This window comes from Streptomyces sp. CWNU-52B (assembly GCF_047444975.1).
In the GTDB taxonomy this organism is placed as follows: Bacteria; Actinomycetota; Actinomycetes; order Streptomycetales; family Streptomycetaceae; genus Streptomyces.
This window is the reverse complement of the sequence record NZ_JBLFJV010000056.1, coordinates 190,714-208,157: the sequence shown is the minus strand read 5'-3', so window position 1 is coordinate 208,157 and position 17,444 is coordinate 190,714. Positions and strand designations below refer to the sequence as shown.

Below are 17,444 nucleotides of genomic sequence, written 5' to 3'. Positions count from 1 at the left end.
TCATGGGCGGACCGCCGGGGTCGTACGGGACGCGACGTGCTCATGGACCACGGTGGCGAAAGCGGCCACCAACCGCCTCGCCGCGTCGGCCGATTCGGGCTCGGCCGCCAGGGCTCGCACCCGCAGCGCGGCCAGGTCGATCCCCTGGTCGGCGAGAGCCGCCTCGTCCCAGCGGCTCAGCCGGTCGGCGCCCGCCTCGGGGTGGAACTGAACTCCCCAGGCACACCGACCCGTCCGGAACGCCTGGACCGCACACGCGTCGCTCTCGGCCAGATGCACAGCGCCGGGTGGCAGCACCGTGATCTGGTCCCGGTGGTTCTGGATGACGGGGAAGCGCCGGGGCAGCTTCCGGAACAGGGGATCGGAAGCCGCCTCGGCGCGCAGGGCGACCGGGCAGCTGCCGCGCTCGGCCTCGCCGTGGCTGCCCCGGACCGTACCGCCGGCCGCCAGCGCCAGCACCTGCGCTCCCAGGCAGATGCCCAGCAAGGGGACACCGTCCGCCACGGCCCGCCGGGCGAGCCTCCGCTGGGCCGGCAGCCAGGGCGCACGGGTGTCGTCGTCCGGAAGCAGCCCGCCGCCGAGGAGGATCACCGCGTCGAACCCGTCGGCCCGGTCGGGCGCGTCGGCCCCCGCGACCTCCACCAGCGTGATCGCCTCGTCGGCCAGCCAGGCCGGCAGCCGTCCGGGCCCGCTGCGCTCGGCGTTGCGCACCGCGAGCACCCGGATCTCCGCTCCGTACACCGGTTCCACCACTCCGCTCCCACCATCGCGCCGCCGGTTCCGCCTCGCCGGACCCGGGCCGGTTCACCTCACGCGGCCTCCGCGGCCGCCTTGATGCGCTGCCCGAAGGCAGGGGCGTCCTTGCGCACCGCGCGAGCCGCGAACGGCAGGAGCAGCTTGCCGAAGCCGTGGCCCTCCAGCACATTGAAGATACGGACACGGGTTCCGCCGCCGGCCGTCGCCTCCAGGTCGTAGCCGCCGTCGGCCGCGGTGATCAGGTTCCGGGAGCGCTCGCTCCAGCGGATCCGGCTCGGGGAGACCAGTTCGGTGATCTCGAACTCCCGCCGCGTCGTCATACCGGCGTCCTTCACCGTGCTCCGGAAGACCGTGCCGACGGCCGTCCGTCCCTCCGGCTTCTTCTCGATGCGCTGCACGCGGGGGCTGAACTTCGGATCGTTCGTGCCGTCCGCGAGGAACGCGAACACGTCGTCGATCGGACGGTCGACGTCGACCGTGGCCTCGAACTGCGTACCCATGGACTCTCCCCGGGGAAATCGGTGGCCGGCGGCCGGTGGCAGGAGGCTCGGCGGGGCCGAGACCGGAGTCCACAGATCCACAGGTCCACACGTCAGAACAGGCGGGTCAACCATACGACGCCGGGTCCGGGCCCGGCAGCAGGCGAAACAGACACGTCCTCGTCAGCCCTGTCAGCTCTCTGGACAGCGGTCGTACGCCGTGCTGTGATGCCGCAAGCCGACTTTCCAACGTTGTACAGCCTCTGTTCCGCCACGCACAGCCGACGTCCGGCCGTCCTGGACGGCGGTCGTCGGATGGCCACTTCCTCCCCCCGACAGGAAGCAGTGACATGCCGATCAACAGACGCGACCTCCTGCGCACCGGGTCCCTCGTGCTCGGTGCGGGTGTACCCCTGATGAACGCCGGAGCGGCCTCCGCCGCATCCCACGGGTCCGCCGACGCTCCGCGGGTGGCGGCCGACACCTTCCTCCGGCTGAGGCCCGGCAGCATCGTCCCGCGCGGCTGGCTGGCCGGTCAGCTGCGGCTCCAACTGGACGGCCTGTGCGGCCGTCTCCCGGAGAAGTCCCACTTCCTGGACTTCGCCACGAGCGGGTGGGTCCATCCGGAGAACGGTGCCTGGGAGGAACTGCCGTACTGGCTGCGCGGCTACGTCCCGCTCGCCGTGGCCACCGGCGACGCCGCCGCGCTCGACCAGGCCCGGCGCTGGATCGAAGCCGTCCTCGCCACCCAGCAGAGCGACGGCTTCTTCGGGCCGCGGGCCCTGCGCACCGCGCTCGACGGCGGCCCCGACTTCTGGCCCTTCCTCCCCCTCCTGCAAGCCCTGCGCACCTTCGAGGAGTTCACCGGGGACACCCGCGTCGTGCCCTTCCTCACCCGGTTCCTTCGCTTCATGAACGCGCAGGGCAAGGGCGCCTTCGACACGAGCTGGGTGTCGCAACGGTGGGGCGACTGCATGGACATCGCCCTGTGGCTCTACCGCCGGGCGCCGGAGCCCTTCCTCCTCGACCTGATCGACAAGATGCACGCGTGGGGGGCCGACTGGACCGGCGCGCTGCCCGATCCCCACAACGTCAACATCGCGCAGGGGTTCCGTGAGCCGGCCCAGTACGCCCAGCGTTCCGGCTCGGCGGAGCACACCCGCGCCAGCTATCGCACGTACACGGAACTCCTCGCGGCGCACGGCCAGTTCCCGGGGGGCGGCTTCGCGGGTGACGAGAACATCCGCCCCGGGTTCGGCGACCCCCGGCAGGGTTTCGAGACCTGCGGTGTCGTGGAGTTCATGGCCAGCCACGAGCTGCTCACGCGGGTCACCGGGGACCCGCTCTGGGCCGACCGGTGCGAAGAGCTGGCCTTCAACCTGCTGCCCGCCTCACTGGACCCCGACGGCACGGCCGTCCACTACGTGACCAGCGCCAACAGCGTGGACCTGGACAACGCCCGCAAGACGCAGGGGCAGTTCCAGAACGGCTTCGCCATGCAGTCCTTCCAGCCCGGCATCGACCAGTACCGCTGCTGCCCGCACAACTACGGCATGGGATGGCCCTACTTCGCCGAGGAGCTCTGGCTCGGCACACCGGACGGCGGCCTCGTGGCGGCGATGTACGCGGCCTGCGAGGTCACGGCGCGGGTGGGCGACGGCACCACCGTCACCGTCACCGAGGAGACCGACTACCCCTTCGACGAGACGGTCTCGTTCGTGATCTCCGCACCGCACCCCGTCCGCTTCCCGCTGCTGCTGCGGATACCCGGCTGGTGCGCGGCGCCCCGGCTCCAGGTCAACGGGCGGAGCGTGACGGCCCAGAGCGGCCCCGCGTTCGCACGCGTGGAGCGGACCTGGGCCGACGGCGACCGGGTCACGCTGCGTCTGCCCCAGCGCACGGACGTACGGACCTGGTCCGGGAACCGGGACTCGGTCAGCGTCAGCCACGGTCCGCTCACCTACGCGCTGCGCATCGGGGAGCGTTACGTCCGCTACGCCGGGGACGCGGCCTTCCCCGAGTACGAGGTGCACGCCACGACCCCCTGGAACTACGGGCTGGTGCCCGGCGGAGCCCTGGAGGTCCGGCGGGCGGAGGGGCCGCTCGACGCCAACCCGTTCACGCAGTCGGCGGCGCCCGTCTCGATCACGGCGCAGGCCCGCCGTGTCCCGGAGTGGATCGCCGACGACGAGCACGTGGTCGCGCCGCTGCAGCAGAGCCCGGCCCGCTCCGCGGGTGCGGTGGAACAGGTCACGCTGATCCCCATGGGCGCGGCCCGACTGCGGATCGCGTCCTTCCCCACCGCCTCCCCCGACGGCACTCCCTGGGTGCCCGAACCTCCGTACCGGCGGATCCGTAACCGGCACAGCGGCAAGGTGCTCGCCGTGGACGGCATGTCCACCGACAACAGCGCCCATGTCGTCCAGTTCGACAACTCGGGTACCGGCGACCACGCCTGGCAGGTCCTGGACCGGGGCGACGGCTGGTCCCTGATCCGCAACGGTCACAGCGGGAAGGTCCTGGGGGTCGACCTCATGTCCACCCAGAACAGCGCGCACGTCGTCCAGTACGAGGACAACGGCACCGACGACCACCTCTGGCAGTTCGCGGACGCGGGGGACGGCTGGTTCCTGATCCGCAACAAGCACAGCGGGAAGGTGCTGGGCGTGGACGGCATGTCGACCCAGAACAGCACCCATGTCGTCCAGTACGAGGACAACGGCACCGACGACCACCTGTGGCAGTTCGCCTGACCGGGCCCGGTGAACGGGCACGCGTACGGATGCGGGGTACGGATGCGGCGTACGCCGCGCGGTCGGCGCCTGTGCACAGCCACAACCACGAGCCCGCCTTGCGGTCGGTCCGTACAACGACACAGGAGTGCCGTACGAGCCAGGGTTGATCTCCGGGGGCGGCGTGGCCTTCCGGTGGGACGCCATCAGCCGCCTCCCTGACAGGAGGTCGATGTGCACAGGTACTTCAGCGGGGAACGGCCGGCCGGGTTCCGTGGTTGGTTCGCCGCCGCGACCGTGATCGTCGCGGTCGCGGCGCTCTCGTCGGCCGCGCAGGCTCAGCCGGACCACGATCAGGCCCGCGGTCCGGACCGCGGGCTGCGGATCAACGAGGTCCAGGCGATCGCCACCCACAACAGCTATCACCGCGAAGTCTCGTTCGTCGAGCAGAAGTTCATGGAGGAGAAGTTTCCGGACTTCCGCGACCTCCTCTACAGCCACGCGTCACTGCGTCAGCAGTTCGACCGGCAGCGGGCGCGCGGCATCGAACTGGACGTCTACCCGGACCCGCAGGGCGGCCTGTACGCGGACCCGCTGATCCGCAGGGCCGCGCAGCTGCCGGCGCCGGCCGACGCGGAGCTGGAGAAGCCCGGCTTCAAGGTGCTGCACGTGGCCGACTTCGACTACCGGAGTTCCTGCGTCACCCTCAGGAGCTGTCTCACCCAGGTCAAGGAGTGGTCCGAGCGGCGGCCCGGTCATGTCACCGTGCCGATCCTGCTCGAACTCAAGCAGACCGACCCGGTCCTGGAGGAGCTGGGCGGTGTCAAGAGCCCGCCCTGGGACACCGCCCAGCTCGACGCGCTGGACGCCGAGATCCGTACGGTCTTCCCGGACGAGGCCACCGTCACGGCGGACGACATCCGCGACGAGGGCCGGACCCTGGAGCAGTCGGTGCTGGAGCACGGCTGGCCGAGGGTCTCCCAGTCCCGCGGCAAGGTGATGTTCCTGATGGAGAACGACGACCGGCGGATCCAGGACGCCTACCGTGCGGGCGGACGCGAGAGCCTCCAGGGCCGGGTCCTGTTCACGTCGTCCGAGGCGGGGCGCCCCGACGCCGCGTTCATGAACGTCGACGACCCCACCGGAGCCGAGCGGGCCGTCGTCCAGGACCTGGTGAGGCGCGGCTACTTCGTACGCACCAACGCCGACGGTGCGCTCAAGGAGGCGGCCACCGGTGACACGCGTATGCTCACCGACGCACTGGCGTCCGGCGCCCAGATGGTGAGCACCGACTTCCCGGCCCCCGGGCTCGCCGCCCGCTACGGCTCCGACTACGTCGCCGAACTGCCCGGCACCACGGGGCCGGTGCGCTGCAATCCGGTCAACGTACGGAAGTGGCAGTGCCCGCGGAGTCCGCTGGAACCCTGACCGGGGCGGCCGCACCCCACTCCTCCAGTGCCGTCTCGCCCCGTCGCACCGTCAGGTCCGCTGGATCATCGGCCACCGGGTGGCGGTAGTTGACTGAAACTAGACCCTGTCGGCCGGACGGCACAAAGTCCCGAATACGACGAGGGACCGGCAAAGCGCATGAAAATGTCGACCGGCGCGGGCCATGAATCAGCCGACACCAACTCAGTTCAACTACCACACATCGGTGTCGCGGTAGTCATTTCTCGACGAAGTGAAGTCTTGTGAGGGATGGGCCCTTTGTTGGGGTCCACCTGCCAGGTGCGGTGACTAGCATGAGCCACGCGCTCGATCCGGAAGATGGGCTACCGTCTTCCGGGTTCGCGACGAAGTCTCAGACGATGTTTCAATCGTGGACGTACACCTGCTCGCACGGACCGAGGGACCGCGGAATGCCAGTGCCTGCTCGCCCCCGCCAGCGCCGATCTGCGCAGAAGTCGGGTTCCTCTTCGGCCGTGTTCCCCGCGGTCCTGGTCGTCACCGCCGCCGGGGCCGGCACGGCCGTCGGCCTCGCCCCCGAAGGTGCCAGACCTTGGGTGGCGGGCACGGCGATCGCCGCATGGGGCTGCATCGCGGCCGTCGTCGCCTTCACCTCCGTCCGGCTGCGTCGGGCCCAGCGCCAGACGGTGTCACGCGCCGGTGAACTGGAGATGACCAAGAACAACTGGATGCAGCACGGCGCCGAGACCGACCAACTGGTCAACGTGACCCTGCCGTCGATAGCCGAGCAGCTCAAGAACGGCACCGGCGCGGACGAGATCCTGGCCGGGCTGCCCATACCTTCCGACCCGTATCTGCGCCGGATGCTGCACGTCTTCACCGCCGAGGTCGCCGAATCGGTTCGGCGGACCATCGAGACGCGGACGAACCTCGAAGCGCTGCGGCGTGAACTGGACCAGGGCACCAAGGAACTGGAGCGCCTGGCCAACGACACACTGCCCGCCGCGGTGGCCCTGCTGCGCGAGGGCAGCTCCGCCGACACCGTGCTCGCCAAACTCGACTGGCCGCTCAACCCCCTGCTGCGCGCCCCCGCCGAATCGTTCATCCGCGAACTCGCGTACAGCGAGCGCCGTTCCGCCGCCGCCCAGGCCGCCTCCGCGAAGGCGCTCAGCCGGGTCCAGGCCAAGACCGTCGGCATGCTCGCCGACCTCCGGGACATGCAGGACCGCCACGGCGGGGAGATCTTCGGCGATCTGCTGCGGCTGGACCACAGCACCTCCCAGCTGGGCCTCATGACCGACCGGCTCGCCCTGCTGATGGGCGGCCGCTCCAGCCGCGTCTGGAACAAGCCGATCGTCATGGAGAGCATCCTGCGCGGCTCCGTCGGCCGGATCGCCGCCTACCGGCGGGTGCGGCTGCACAACTCCAGCAAGGCCGCCATCGCGGGCTTCGCCGCCGAGGGCGTGATGCACCTGCTCGCCGAGCTCATGGACAACGCCGCCAACTTCTCGCCGCCGATCGACGAGGTCCACGTGTACGTGGAGGAGCGCAGCGCCGGACTCGTCGTCACCATCGAGGACAGCGGCCTGAAGATGTCCGACGCCTCCATGCGCCGGGCGGAGGGCTCGGTGTCGGGCAAGATCACCGACCTCGCCTCGCTCCAGGGCACCCGGCTGGGCCTGAGCGTGGTGGGACGGCTCGCCGCCAAGCACGGCATCAGCGTCAACTACCGCCCCTCGTCGCGCGGCGGCACCGGCGTCGTCGTCCTGCTGCCGCCCCAGCTCATGGCCCAGCAGCGCGAACCGGTGACCCCCGAACCCACGCGTCACACCGCGGAGGTACCGGCCGCCGCGCCGGCTCCCGCGGTCGAGGAAACGTTCCCGGTACGGGGCAGGCCGGTCGAGTCCGCGGCAGAGGCACCCCCGGCCGACATCCCCCGCAGGCGCGGTCCCGCCACCCCCAACGGCCTGCCGGTCCGGGCTCCCGGCCACACGATGGCCGAGGCGGAACGAGGACGGCCCAGGACGACGACCGAGCCGCCCCGCACCCAGGAGAGCGGCACCGGTCCGGCGCGCGACGCCGGCAGCCGGTTCGGCGCCTTCCACCGCGGGCGGCAGTCCGGAGGGACCCACGGTGGCTCCTCGCCCGCCGCTCCCGATGAGGACGCCGGTCACGAGACCGGTCCCGGGGCGGACGGCTAGGACCCGGCCCCTCGCACAGCTCAGGGCATCGCATGCCCACCCAGCACTCCCCGCACTGATTCGCCGCACCCCGTTGGATTGGAGGAACGGGCCGGGTGACCACCGACAGGTCATCACCCGCCCCGCCCATCATGGAGACCACTGACAACAGCCTCACCTGGCTCTTGATGAACCTCTTGGAGCGCACACCGGGCACCCGCCACGCACTCGTCCTGTCACGGGACGGTCTGAAACTGTGCTGGACGGAGCACCTGACCCTCGACCAGGCCGACCAGCTGTCGGCGATCTGCTCCGGCATCCAGGCCCTCGCGCAGGGCGCGTCGGTGGAGTTCGGTGACGGAACCGGCGGCGTCCGGCACTCCATGACCGAGTTCCACGGAGGCCTCCTGTTCATCGTGGAGGCCGGCCAGGGCGCGCACCTCGCGGTCGTCGCCGAGGAGAGCGCCGACCCTGGTGTCGTCGGCCATCAGATGACCGAGCTGGTGGAGCAGATCGGTGACCATCTCAGGGCCGAGCCGCGCACGCCCGTCTCCCGGGGTGCCTCGGCGTGAGCCGCAAACCCGTGGACATCGGCGACCCCGACCGGCTCTACACGGTCACGGGCGGACGCAGCGAGTCCGACGACGCCTTCGACCTGGTCACGCTGATCGTCAGTGAGTGCGAGCCCACCGCCGGGATGCAGTCCGAGCACACCCGGATCCTCGAGATGTGCCGGCATCCGACGGCGCTGGTCGAGGTCTCGGCCGAGCTCAAGCTGCCGATCACCGTCGTACGGATCCTCCTGGGCGACCTCCATGCCATGGGCAAGGTGAGCGCCCGTCACCCTCGCGCGGCCGACTCGGTCGCGACCCTCCCCGAAACCGCCTTGCTCCAGGAGGTGCTCCATGGGCTCCGCAACCTCTGAGCTGCCCGCCCAGCGCACGCCGTTGGCCGATGCCGCCGAGACCGGCCTGAAGATCGTCGTCGTGGGCGGGTTCGGTGCCGGCAAGACCACACTGGTCCGCTCGGTCAGCGAGATCCGGCCGCTGAACACCGAAGAGGTGATGACGCAGGCGGGGCAGGGCGTCGACGAGACGGCGGGTGTGGAGCGGAAGACCACCACGACCGTCGCGTTCGACTTCGGGCGCATCAGTCTCAACCAGCGCATGGTGCTCTACCTGTTCGGCGCACCGGGCCAGGAGCGCTTCTGGTTCCTGTGGGACCGGCTGTTCTCCGGCACCCTGGGTGCGATCGTCCTCGTCGACACCCGGCGCATGGAGGACTCCTGGTACGCGATAGACAGACTCGAACATCACAAGACGCCCTTCGTGGTGGCCATCAACCGGTTCGACGGCGACGACCCGCAGTTCTCGCTCGACGAGATCCGTCAGGCGCTCGCGCTGGGAGACCATGTGCCCATGGTCGACTGTGACGCGCGGGTCAGGTCGTCGGGCAAAGAGGTCCTGATCACTCTCGTGGACCATCTCTACTCATTGGCCCTGTCCCAGGAGGGGACTACGTGAGCGACACCACCGGCTCCACGTCCACGAACACACCTCCACCGGGCTGCCCGGCCCACGGCGCCGCGGTGCAGCTGGGCGGTCTCGAGTACCAGCAGACGCCCTCGCAGCTGTACCGCACGATGCGCAGGGAGCACGGGGCGGTGGCGCCGGTCATGCTCGACGGCGACATCCCCGCCTGGCTCGTGCTCGGTTACCCCGAGGTCAGCTATGTGACCAGCCACGACGAGCTGTTCGCACGGGACTCCCGGCGCTGGAACCAGTGGCCGAACATCCCGGCGGACTGGCCGCTGCTGCCGTTCGTCGGTTACCAGCCGTCCGTGCTGTTCGCCGAGGGCGCGGAGCATCAGCGCCGGGCCGGCGTCATCACGCAGGCGCTGGAGGGGGTCGACCAGTTCGAGCTGGCCCGCGAGTGCCAGACGATCGCCGAGCAGCTGATCACCGCCTTCGGCGGCAGCGGTCAGGCCGAGTTGATGAGCTCGTACGCGCACGCCCTGCCGGCCCGTGCGGTGCTGTGGATGTGCGGTATGCCGCAGGACAGCGCGGACACCGAGCAGCTCGTCGACGATCTGCGGATCTCGCTCGACGCGAGCGAGGGCGACGACCCGGTGGCCGCGTACATGCGCGTCGGGGAGCGCATCATGCAGCTGGTCAAGGAGAAGCGGGAGCGTCCGGGGCCCGACGTCACCTCACGGATGCTGCAGCATCCGGCGGATCTCAGTGACGAGGAGATCGTGCAGGACCTGATCTCCGTCATCGCCGCCGCGCAGCAGCCGACCGCCAACTGGATCTGCAACACCCTGCGTCTGCTGCTGACCGACGAGCGGTTCGCGGTGAACGTCTCCGGTGGCCGGGTCAGTGTCGGCGACGCGCTGAACGAGGTGCTGTGGCTGGACACCCCGACCCAGAACTTCATCGGCCGCTGGGCCGTGCGCGACACGCAGCTGGGCGGGCGGCTCATCCGTGAGGGCGACTGCCTGGTCCTCGGGCTCGCGGCGGCCAACACGGACCCGCAGATCTGGCCCGAGTCGCATGTCGGGGCCGAGAACTCCTCGCACCTGTCCTTCAGCAACGGCGAGCACCGCTGCCCCTATCCGGCGCCGCTCCTCGCGGACGTGATGGCGCGCACGGCGGTGGAGACGCTGCTGGAGCGCCTGCCCGACCTGGTGCTCGGCGTCGACCCGGACGAGCTGACCTGGCGGCCGTCCATCTGGATGCGCGGTCTGACGTCCCTTCCGGTGCAGTTCACGCCGGCGGTGCACTAGCGCTCCGCTGGGTTCAGCTAGTCCGGTGGGTCCGGTGAGTCCGGTGAGTTGTCCGCGGGCGCGTCGTCGTGGCTGGTCGCGCAGTTCCCCGCGCCCCTTCGGGGCGCGTGTCCGGGATTCCTGGGATCCCGGACACGCGCGGGAAGTGGGTCACCGCCGGGTCCGGCTCAGGCGGTGGCCGGGGTGAAGCGCACCGGCAGGGACTGCGGGCCGCGGGTGAACACGCCCTGCTCCACGGGGTCGAAGCCGTCGGCGAGACGCAGATCGGGCATCGCGTCGAGCAGCTGGTTCAGACCTATTTCGACCTCCGCCTTGGCGAGCAGCGCGCCGACGCAGAAGTGCCGGCCCAGCGCGAAGGCGAGATGGTCGGCGGCGGCCGAGAACGCGGAGGTCGTGGTGAGGTCGCTCCGGAATATGTCGAACCGGTCGGGATCGCTGTAGCGGCGCTCGTCCCGGTTGGCGGCCCCGATGAGACACGTCACCGTGGCGCCGCGCGGGATGGTGCCACCCGAGACCTCGACCTCGGTGGCCGACTGACGCATGATCATGTGGACCGGAGGGGTGAAGCGCAGCGTCTCGGCGAAGGCCGCCGATATCAGGCTCCGGTCCTCGCGGACCGCCGCCAGCTGCTCGGGGTTCAGCAGCAGGTTGGCGAGGATGCCGGCTATCGCCTTGTCCGTGGTCTCCCCGCCGGCGGCGAGCAGCAGGCTGCAGAACGCCTTGATGTCCTCGTCGCTCATCCGGACGCCGTCGACCTCGGCGGCGCAGAGCGTGGAGAGCAGGTCGTCGCCCAGGTTGTCGCGCCGGTCACGGATGATCGGGATCATGTACTCGGCGAACTCCCGGCGGGTGCGCTCGCCGGCCGCGGTCACCTCGGCGTCACCGGAGAGGTTGCCGAGGAAGGCGATGACAGCCGTGTACCAGCCGTGGAAGCGGGCGTGGTCGGCCTTGTCCAGGCCCAGCATGTCGGCGATGACGTTGACCGGGAAGCGGGTCGCGTAGTCGCTGACGATGTCGGCGGAGCCCGAGTACCGGAAGCCGTCGATGAGTTCGTGCGAGTTGCGCTCGATGACCGGCAGGAACTTCTCCTGAAGGTCGCTGCCGCGGAACGCGGGGGCGACGAGTGCGCGCCGCACGGCGTGCTCGCGGCCGCTGAGCTGGAGGATCGTCTTGCCGTGCACCGGCTCCAGCTGCCAGTCGTAGTTGTCGGTCGTGAACTCGGACTTCTTGTCCTTGAATACACGTTCGACGTCGTCGTAGCGGGAAATGATGTAGCTCTGGGTGGCCTCGTGCCAGATCAGGGGTTCTTTCTCTCGCATCGTCGTGTACGCGGTGTAGGGATCCGCGGCGAACTCGGGCGAGAGGATGTCGGGCACCTGCTGGGCAGTGGACACGGAACTCCTCTTGGTTGATGCGTGCCGTCGAGGAACAGGTTAATGATCTTTCGATGGCTCAAACAGTCCAGTCTTGGCCGAAGTTGACCGTTTGGCCGTCCAAGGCCGCGTCCGTCTCCCGATGTAACGTTCCGCCACATTCACCCCGACAGTTCGGTCACTTTCGACCCTTCCCACGGAATCCGGTGCCGAATCCGTGGCCGGGGCAACGACGGTTGACTCGACGTCATGCCGCCACACCTCGAACCGGCGAAAGATTTCGGCCAGGCCGCACACGACACGTGTCAGGGCGGCGTCCGTCGGCCCCACGGGTCGGGTCGTCGCACATGTCCCCTGTCCGCCTACCGGGCCCTGCACAGCGGGCTGGCGGTCAGCACGTGGAGACGGCTGTTCATCACCCGGGCGGCGGCCCCGGCCGGCCCTCGCGCGACCGGCCCCGCCCGACCGGGTGGGCTACTCCCCGGGGCCGATGCGGTAGGTCCCCGGGGTCTGGCCCATGGTGCGGCTGAACGTGTCGATGAACGCGCTGGTCGTCGCCCATCCGCACTGCCGTCCCGTCTCGCTGACGTTCGCTCCTTCGGCCAGCAGCACCATGGCGTGGAAGACCCGTACGTTGGTCCTCCACTGCGGGTACGTCATGCCGAACTCGGTCCGGAACAGCCGGGCCAGGGTCCGCTCACTCACGCCGATGTGCCGCGCCAGCCAGGCGGCGGTCCGTGGACTGCGCAGGTCGTCGGTCACCAGCGTGCACGCCTGTCGCAGCAGGGGGTGGCCGGAGGTAGGCAGCGTCAGCGGCTCGACGAGGGCCCGCCGCAGCCGGTCCCGCAGCACGGCGCGCAGCCGGCGCGCCTCCGGCTGCGGGAGGGCCGGTTCGCTGCAGGCGATGATCAGTTCGCGCACCAGGGCGTCCACGGCCACGACGACCGGCGTCTCGGACCTGAGCAGTACGTCGTGGGCCGGGAAGCCGAGCGTGTGCACGGAACTGTGCCCGTGCACCCGGTGCCGGTGCCAGGTCCCCGCCGGAATCCAGACGGCGCGCGCGCTGGACGCCACCCAGGACGCCTCGTCCGTCCGGACCGCCAGTACGCCCGCGCTGACGTAGAGAAGCTGGTGGTAGCCGTGCTGATGGCGGCCGATGATCTCACCGGCGAGGTGGGCATGCGTGCTGTCCCTGGGCTCCGCCGCGGCTGTCTCCTCCTCGGCCCGCGGACCGGTCCGCGGGCCGGTCCACGCCTCCGTCTTCACCACCGCCCCCACCGCTGCCCCCTCTGACCGTTTTCCGATATATGACGGCAGAATAACGGAAGCGGTGGGCCGTCCGGTGCTGCCAGCGTGATCACCATGTCCACGACGCCCCCCGCCTCACCCGGCCCCCCGCCCGTCACCCCGTCTCCCGCTCCGCTCCCGGCTCCGGCCCCGCCCTCGCCCCCGCCTCCGCCTTCGTCTCCGCCCTCACTGAAGTCCCGGACGGTCTCCGGTCTGCGGGGCGTCGCGCTCGACACCCGGCCCCTGGCGCACCCCGTCTTCCGACGCCTGCTGATCGGACAGAGCGCGGCCTACGTCGGGACCATGGTCACCGCGGTCACCATCCCGGTGCAGGTGTACGCGCTGTCCCACTCCTCGCTGTCCGTGGGGCTGACAGGGCTGGCCGGCCTCGTGCCGCTCGTGGTCCTCGGCCTGTACGGGGGTGCCGTCGCCGACCGGTTCGACCGCCGTGTGCTGTACCTGGCCTCGGCGTTCGCCACCTGGGTGACCACGCTGGCCCTGCTGTTCCAGGCGGTCGCCGAGCTGCGCTCCGTGCCGCTCATCCTCGTCCTCGTCGCCGTCCAGGCCGGCGCGTTCGCCATGTCGTCCGCCGCCCGGGGCGCGATCATCCCCCGCGTCGTTCCCACGCCCCTGGTGCCCGCCGCCAACACCCTGTACTTCACCGCCGGCAATGTCGGACAGGTCGCCGGACCGCTGGTGGCCGGCCTCCTCATCTCGCTGCCGCACGGCTACAGCTGGGCCTACGCCGCCGACGCCGTGCTGTTCTCCCTCCTGCTGTACTCGGCCCTTCGCCTGCCCTCGGTCAGGCCGACGGGATCGGGGGTCCGCACCGGCGGGCTGCGCTCGGTCCTCGACGGCCTGCGCTTCATCGCGGCCGCCCCCGTGCTCTGGATGTCCTTCGCGGTCGACATCGCCGCGATGACACTGGCCATGCCCACCGCCCTGTTCCCGCAGGCCGCTCAGGTGCGCTTCGGCGGCGGAGTGGGTCTGCTGTACTCGGCCATCGCCCTCGGATCCGTCGCGGCGGGACTGTGCAGCGGATGGATCGGCCGCGTACGCCGTCAGGGCCGGGCCCTGGCCCTCGCGGTCGTCGTCTGGGCGGCGGCCATCGCCCTCGCGGGCACCGCCCACCATCTCCTCGCCGCCGTGGTCCTGCTGGCCACCGCCGGAGCGGCCGACCTGGTCAGCGCGGTCTATCGCCAGACGATCCTGCAGACCTACGCGCCCGACGCCCTGCGTGGCCGTCTGCAAGGCGTCTTCACCGTCGTCGTCGCGGGCGGTCCCCGCCTCGGGGACCTGCGGGCCGGCGCGATGGCCTCCGCCACCGGACTCGGTGTGGCGTGGACGGGCAGCTCACTGCTCTGCATGGCCGTCGTCCTCGGCGGCGCCCTGCTCGTGCGGCCCTTCTGGCGCTACGACGTCACCGCGGCATGAGGTCCGTCGTGTGACACCCGTGGCGGGAGGGGCGACCCGAGCCTCACGGTCCGGGCTCCGGGGACGCCCAGCCGGTCGCCTGTGGCATGAACCTGTTCCGGGCCGCGTGGGCCGCCATGCGGGCGTTGCGGGCGCGGGCCTCGGGTCCGTCCGGCAGGTGGAACTCGTCACCCGCCCGCGCCGCGCCGGCCTGCATGCCCGTGGCGGTGGCCAGCCGCCGGCGTACGTACCGGCCGAGCGCGTCGGGCACCTCCGCCGGTGTCGCGCCCGTGAGGACGTCGCCCAGCACCGCCGCGTCCACGATCGCCTGGGCCGCGCCCTGGGCCAGGAACGGCACCATCGCGTGGGCGCTGTCGCCCAGCAGGGTCACCCGTCCGGCGTTCCACCGCGTGAGCGGGGCTCGGGTGTAGATGCCGTAGCGCAGCACCTGTCCCGCGCGTTCCAGGACGCTGAGCACTCGGGGGTCCCACCCCGCGAACTCGCCCAGCTGCTCCCCCGGTTCGGCCCGAGCGGTCCAGGACTCCCGCGCCTCCTCCGCCGTGAACACCGCCACCACGTTGAGCAGTTCGCCGCGGCGCACCCAGTAGTGGACGAAGTGCCGGTCCGGCCCCATCCAGACGGCCAGTTCGGGCAGCTCCAGGTCGGCCACCTCGCCGGCCGGGAGCAGCGCCCGGTAGGCGGCGGTCTTCGAGAAGAGCGCCTCGTCCGCGCCGAAGAGCCACTGGCGGGCGGCGGACCGTATCCCGTCCGCGGCCACGACCAGGTCGCCGCCCAGCCGCTCACCGCTCGCCAGGGTCACGTACGCGGCCCCGGCGTCCTGGTCGATGCCCACGACCGTGGTGCCCAGCCGCACCGATCCGGCCGGCACGGCGGCAGCCAGGACCTCGTGCAGATCGGCCCGGTGGAGAAGCAGATACGGCGCCCCGAACTCCTCCTCGACCTCGCGCCCGAGCAGATAACTGCAGACGTCGGCCCCGTCGGACCAGGTGCGAAACCGCATCCGGGAGGGGCGGAAGGCCCGCGCGGCGACCGCGTCCAGCAGGCCCAGCCGGCGCAGTACGCGGGTGGCGTTGGGCGCGAGCTGGATGCCGGCCCCGATCTCGGTGAACCGCGGGGTCTGCTCGATCAGCGTCACCTCATGGCCCGCCCGGCGCAGACTCAGCGCCGCCGCCAGTCCGCCGATGCCCGCTCCCACGACGATCGCCCGCACACCGACCCCCCGGCCTCGACCCGCTCGCCGGCACCGGTAGCGGCGGGCGACGACCCATTCAACCGCCCGTCGGCGGCCCGTCATAGGTCGTAATTCGTTGGACAACACATCGGCCGGCGACGAGCGTTGGCGCCATGCAGCAGGAGAAGATCTGGAACGCCGACGCCGCCCGGCGGTACGACACGCCCGGCACCGGGATGTTCGCACCTGAGATCCTGGGGCCGACCGTGGACCGCCTCGCCCGCCTCGCGGGGGACGGCGCCGCCCTCGAGTTCGCCATCGGCACCGGCCGGGTGGCCGTACCGCTCGCCGGGCGCGGAGTCCCCGTGACCGGCGTCGAGTTGTCACGCCCCATGGTGGACCAGCTGAGGACCAAGGCCGACGAGGCGACGATCCCCGTGGTCATCGGTGACATGGCGACGACTGCCGTTCCCGGCAGGTTCAGCCTGGTCTACCTCGTCTTCAACACGATCTCGAACCTGCTCACCCAGGCCGAGCAGGTCGAGTGTTTCCGTAACGCCGCCCGTCATCTCACGCCCGGCGGACGGTTCGTGATCGAGCTCTGGGTACCGGAACTGCGCAAGCTCCCGCCGGGCCAGAAGGCCATGGTCTGTCACTCCGAGTCCGGCTACATCGGCCTGGACACCTATGACGTCCTGCACCAGCGGGTCGTCTCGCACCACTTCACGTTCGACGAGACCGAGCAGGCGCGGCTGTTCCGCAGCCCGCATCGCTACATCTGGCCCGCCGAGCTCGATCTCATGGCCCGACTGGCCGGATTCACCCTGGAGTCCAGGGACGCCGACTGGGACGGCTCCGCGTTCACCGCCGAGTCGCGCTCCCATGTCTCCGTCTACCGGATCCCGCCGACACGGTAGACGTAGGAAGGAGACGTACTCCCCCTCAACAGCCGGTCACCGGCGCGCTCTTCAGGCATTCACCAGGCGCAGTTCGGTTCCCGAGGCGCGTACGCCCTCGGCCGCCGCGTCGGCCAGCGCGCGGTCCGTGATGATCGTGTCGAACGCGCTGAGACCGGCCACCCGGTACTTGCCGAAGGTGCCGAACTTCGAGGATCCCGCGACGAGTACCGACGTACCCGTGCACTCCATGGCCGTCTGCTTGACCTCCACCTTGAGGTCGGAGGGAGTGGTCACGCCGCGCAGGAGATCCCATGAACTGGTGCTGATGAAGGCCACGTCCAGGGCGAGTTGCCGCAGAACGGTGGCGGCGAGACGGCCGACACTCGACCGGTTGGCGGGCTCCACCTTCCCGCCGACATGGATGAGGTCGAGGTGCGGGGCGGCGGCCATCAGCTGGTCCACGGTGGTGAAGTCGTTGGTGACGACGGTCAGCGTGGTGTGGTGCACGAGGAACGGGACCATGGCCGACAGGGTCGTACCCGCGTCGAGGTAGACGGTCATGCCGTCCTCGACCAGGTCCGCCGCCTCGGCGGCCATGGCCTGTTTCTCGGGCTGCTCGATGAGCGTCTTGGCCTGGTGGCTGGGTTCGCTCTGCAGATGACTGGCGATCCGGGCGCCGCCCGGTACGGAGAAGACCTGCCCCTGGCGCTCCAGTTCGGCGATGTCCCGGCGGACCGTCATGTGCGAGACGCCGAGGAGCTGGGTGATCTGCTGGACGCTGAGCACTCCGTCGCGGCGCAGGTGCTTCAGCAACTGCTCGCGCCGCTGGTCCGGAATCAGCGGGAGGGAGCGTTCCTCGGCCATCGTCGGTGGTCCTTCCTGTCGTCTCACCACGTCGGTCGCTGGAGATTGTGCCGCTCTTGCCGGTCCCCCGCTCACGC

15 protein-coding genes are annotated in these 17,444 nt (G+C 70.7%); 9 read left to right on the top strand and 6 right to left on the bottom strand.

Annotation, left to right across the window (positions count from 1 at the left end; genetic code table 11):
• Both ACLVWQ_RS36640 and ACLVWQ_RS36635 read right to left on the bottom strand, forming a co-directional pair.
• Positions 1 to 753: a type 1 glutamine amidotransferase gene (locus ACLVWQ_RS36640; RefSeq protein WP_414113594.1), complete on the bottom strand. Its 753-nt coding sequence runs from the start codon at positions 751 to 753 to the stop codon at positions 1 to 3.
• 56 nt (positions 754 to 809) lie between these two features.
• Positions 810 to 1,256, bottom strand: a complete 447-nt coding sequence (locus ACLVWQ_RS36635) for an SRPBCC family protein (RefSeq protein WP_414113593.1) — start codon at positions 1,254 to 1,256, stop codon at positions 810 to 812.
• 329 nt (positions 1,257 to 1,585) lie between these two features.
• Between ACLVWQ_RS36635 and ACLVWQ_RS36630 the strand changes: the two genes are divergently transcribed.
• The 7 genes from ACLVWQ_RS36630 to ACLVWQ_RS36600 all read left to right on the top strand — a co-directional run bounded on the left by ACLVWQ_RS36630 (position 1,586) and on the right by ACLVWQ_RS36600 (position 10,339).
• Positions 1,586 to 3,988, top strand: coding sequence for an RICIN domain-containing protein (locus ACLVWQ_RS36630; RefSeq protein WP_414113592.1), 2,403 nt, complete (start codon positions 1,586 to 1,588; stop codon positions 3,986 to 3,988).
• Positions 3,989 to 4,201: 213 nt separating this feature from the next.
• Positions 4,202 to 5,395 (top strand): phosphatidylinositol-specific phospholipase C1-like protein, encoded by a 1,194-nt coding sequence (locus tag ACLVWQ_RS36625; protein WP_414113591.1) that lies wholly within the window; start codon positions 4,202 to 4,204, stop codon positions 5,393 to 5,395.
• A 431-nt stretch (positions 5,396 to 5,826) separates the two neighbouring features.
• Positions 5,827 to 7,575 carry an ATP-binding protein gene (locus ACLVWQ_RS36620; protein WP_414113590.1) on the top strand — a complete coding sequence of 583 codons (1,749 nt, stop codon included), beginning with the start codon at positions 5,827 to 5,829 and terminating at the stop codon, positions 7,573 to 7,575.
• 131 nt (positions 7,576 to 7,706) lie between these two features.
• Entirely contained in the window at positions 7,707 to 8,126 is a 420-nt protein-coding gene (locus ACLVWQ_RS36615; protein WP_414113693.1) for a roadblock/LC7 domain-containing protein, read from the top strand.
• On the top strand, positions 8,123 to 8,479 hold the full coding sequence (locus ACLVWQ_RS36610; RefSeq protein WP_414113589.1) for a DUF742 domain-containing protein: 357 nt from the start codon (positions 8,123 to 8,125) through the stop codon (positions 8,477 to 8,479). Before ACLVWQ_RS36615 ends, ACLVWQ_RS36610 begins: the two co-directional genes overlap by 4 nt.
• Positions 8,460 to 9,077: a GTP-binding protein gene (locus ACLVWQ_RS36605; protein ID WP_414113588.1), complete on the top strand. Its 618-nt coding sequence runs from the start codon at positions 8,460 to 8,462 to the stop codon at positions 9,075 to 9,077. The genes ACLVWQ_RS36610 and ACLVWQ_RS36605 overlap by 20 nt, the downstream gene beginning before the upstream one ends.
• A complete protein-coding gene (locus ACLVWQ_RS36600) occupies positions 9,074 to 10,339 on the top strand; it encodes a cytochrome P450 (protein WP_414113587.1) in 1,266 nt (421 codons plus the stop codon). Before ACLVWQ_RS36605 ends, ACLVWQ_RS36600 begins: the two co-directional genes overlap by 4 nt.
• Before the next feature lie 167 nt (positions 10,340 to 10,506).
• Here the strand turns inward: ACLVWQ_RS36600 and ACLVWQ_RS36595 are convergent, their stop codons facing one another.
• On the bottom strand, positions 10,507 to 11,733 hold the full coding sequence (locus tag ACLVWQ_RS36595; protein ID WP_414113586.1) for a cytochrome P450: 1,227 nt from the start codon (positions 11,731 to 11,733) through the stop codon (positions 10,507 to 10,509).
• A gap of 453 nt (positions 11,734 to 12,186) precedes the next feature.
• Positions 12,187 to 12,990: an AraC family transcriptional regulator gene (locus ACLVWQ_RS36590; RefSeq protein WP_414113585.1), complete on the bottom strand. Its 804-nt coding sequence runs from the start codon at positions 12,988 to 12,990 to the stop codon at positions 12,187 to 12,189.
• Positions 12,991 to 13,074: 84 nt separating this feature from the next.
• Here ACLVWQ_RS36590 and ACLVWQ_RS36585 point away from each other — a divergent pair, with 84 nt between their 5' ends.
• Positions 13,075 to 14,433 carry an MFS transporter gene (locus ACLVWQ_RS36585; RefSeq protein ID WP_414113584.1) on the top strand — a complete coding sequence of 453 codons (1,359 nt, stop codon included), beginning with the start codon at positions 13,075 to 13,077 and terminating at the stop codon, positions 14,431 to 14,433.
• A gap of 43 nt (positions 14,434 to 14,476) precedes the next feature.
• Here the strand turns inward: ACLVWQ_RS36585 and ACLVWQ_RS36580 are convergent, their stop codons facing one another.
• Positions 14,477 to 15,643, bottom strand: a complete 1,167-nt coding sequence (locus ACLVWQ_RS36580; protein ID WP_414113583.1) for an FAD-dependent monooxygenase — start codon at positions 15,641 to 15,643, stop codon at positions 14,477 to 14,479.
• Positions 15,644 to 15,777: 134 nt separating this feature from the next.
• Between ACLVWQ_RS36580 and ACLVWQ_RS36575 the strand changes: the two genes are divergently transcribed.
• On the top strand, positions 15,778 to 16,521 hold the full coding sequence (locus ACLVWQ_RS36575; protein WP_414113582.1) for a class I SAM-dependent methyltransferase: 744 nt from the start codon (positions 15,778 to 15,780) through the stop codon (positions 16,519 to 16,521).
• 51 nt (positions 16,522 to 16,572) lie between these two features.
• Here the strand turns inward: ACLVWQ_RS36575 and ACLVWQ_RS36570 are convergent, their stop codons facing one another.
• Positions 16,573 to 17,367, bottom strand: coding sequence for a DeoR/GlpR family DNA-binding transcription regulator (locus ACLVWQ_RS36570; RefSeq protein WP_414113581.1), 795 nt, complete (start codon positions 17,365 to 17,367; stop codon positions 16,573 to 16,575).
• Positions 17,368 to 17,444: the final 77 nt, after the last annotated feature.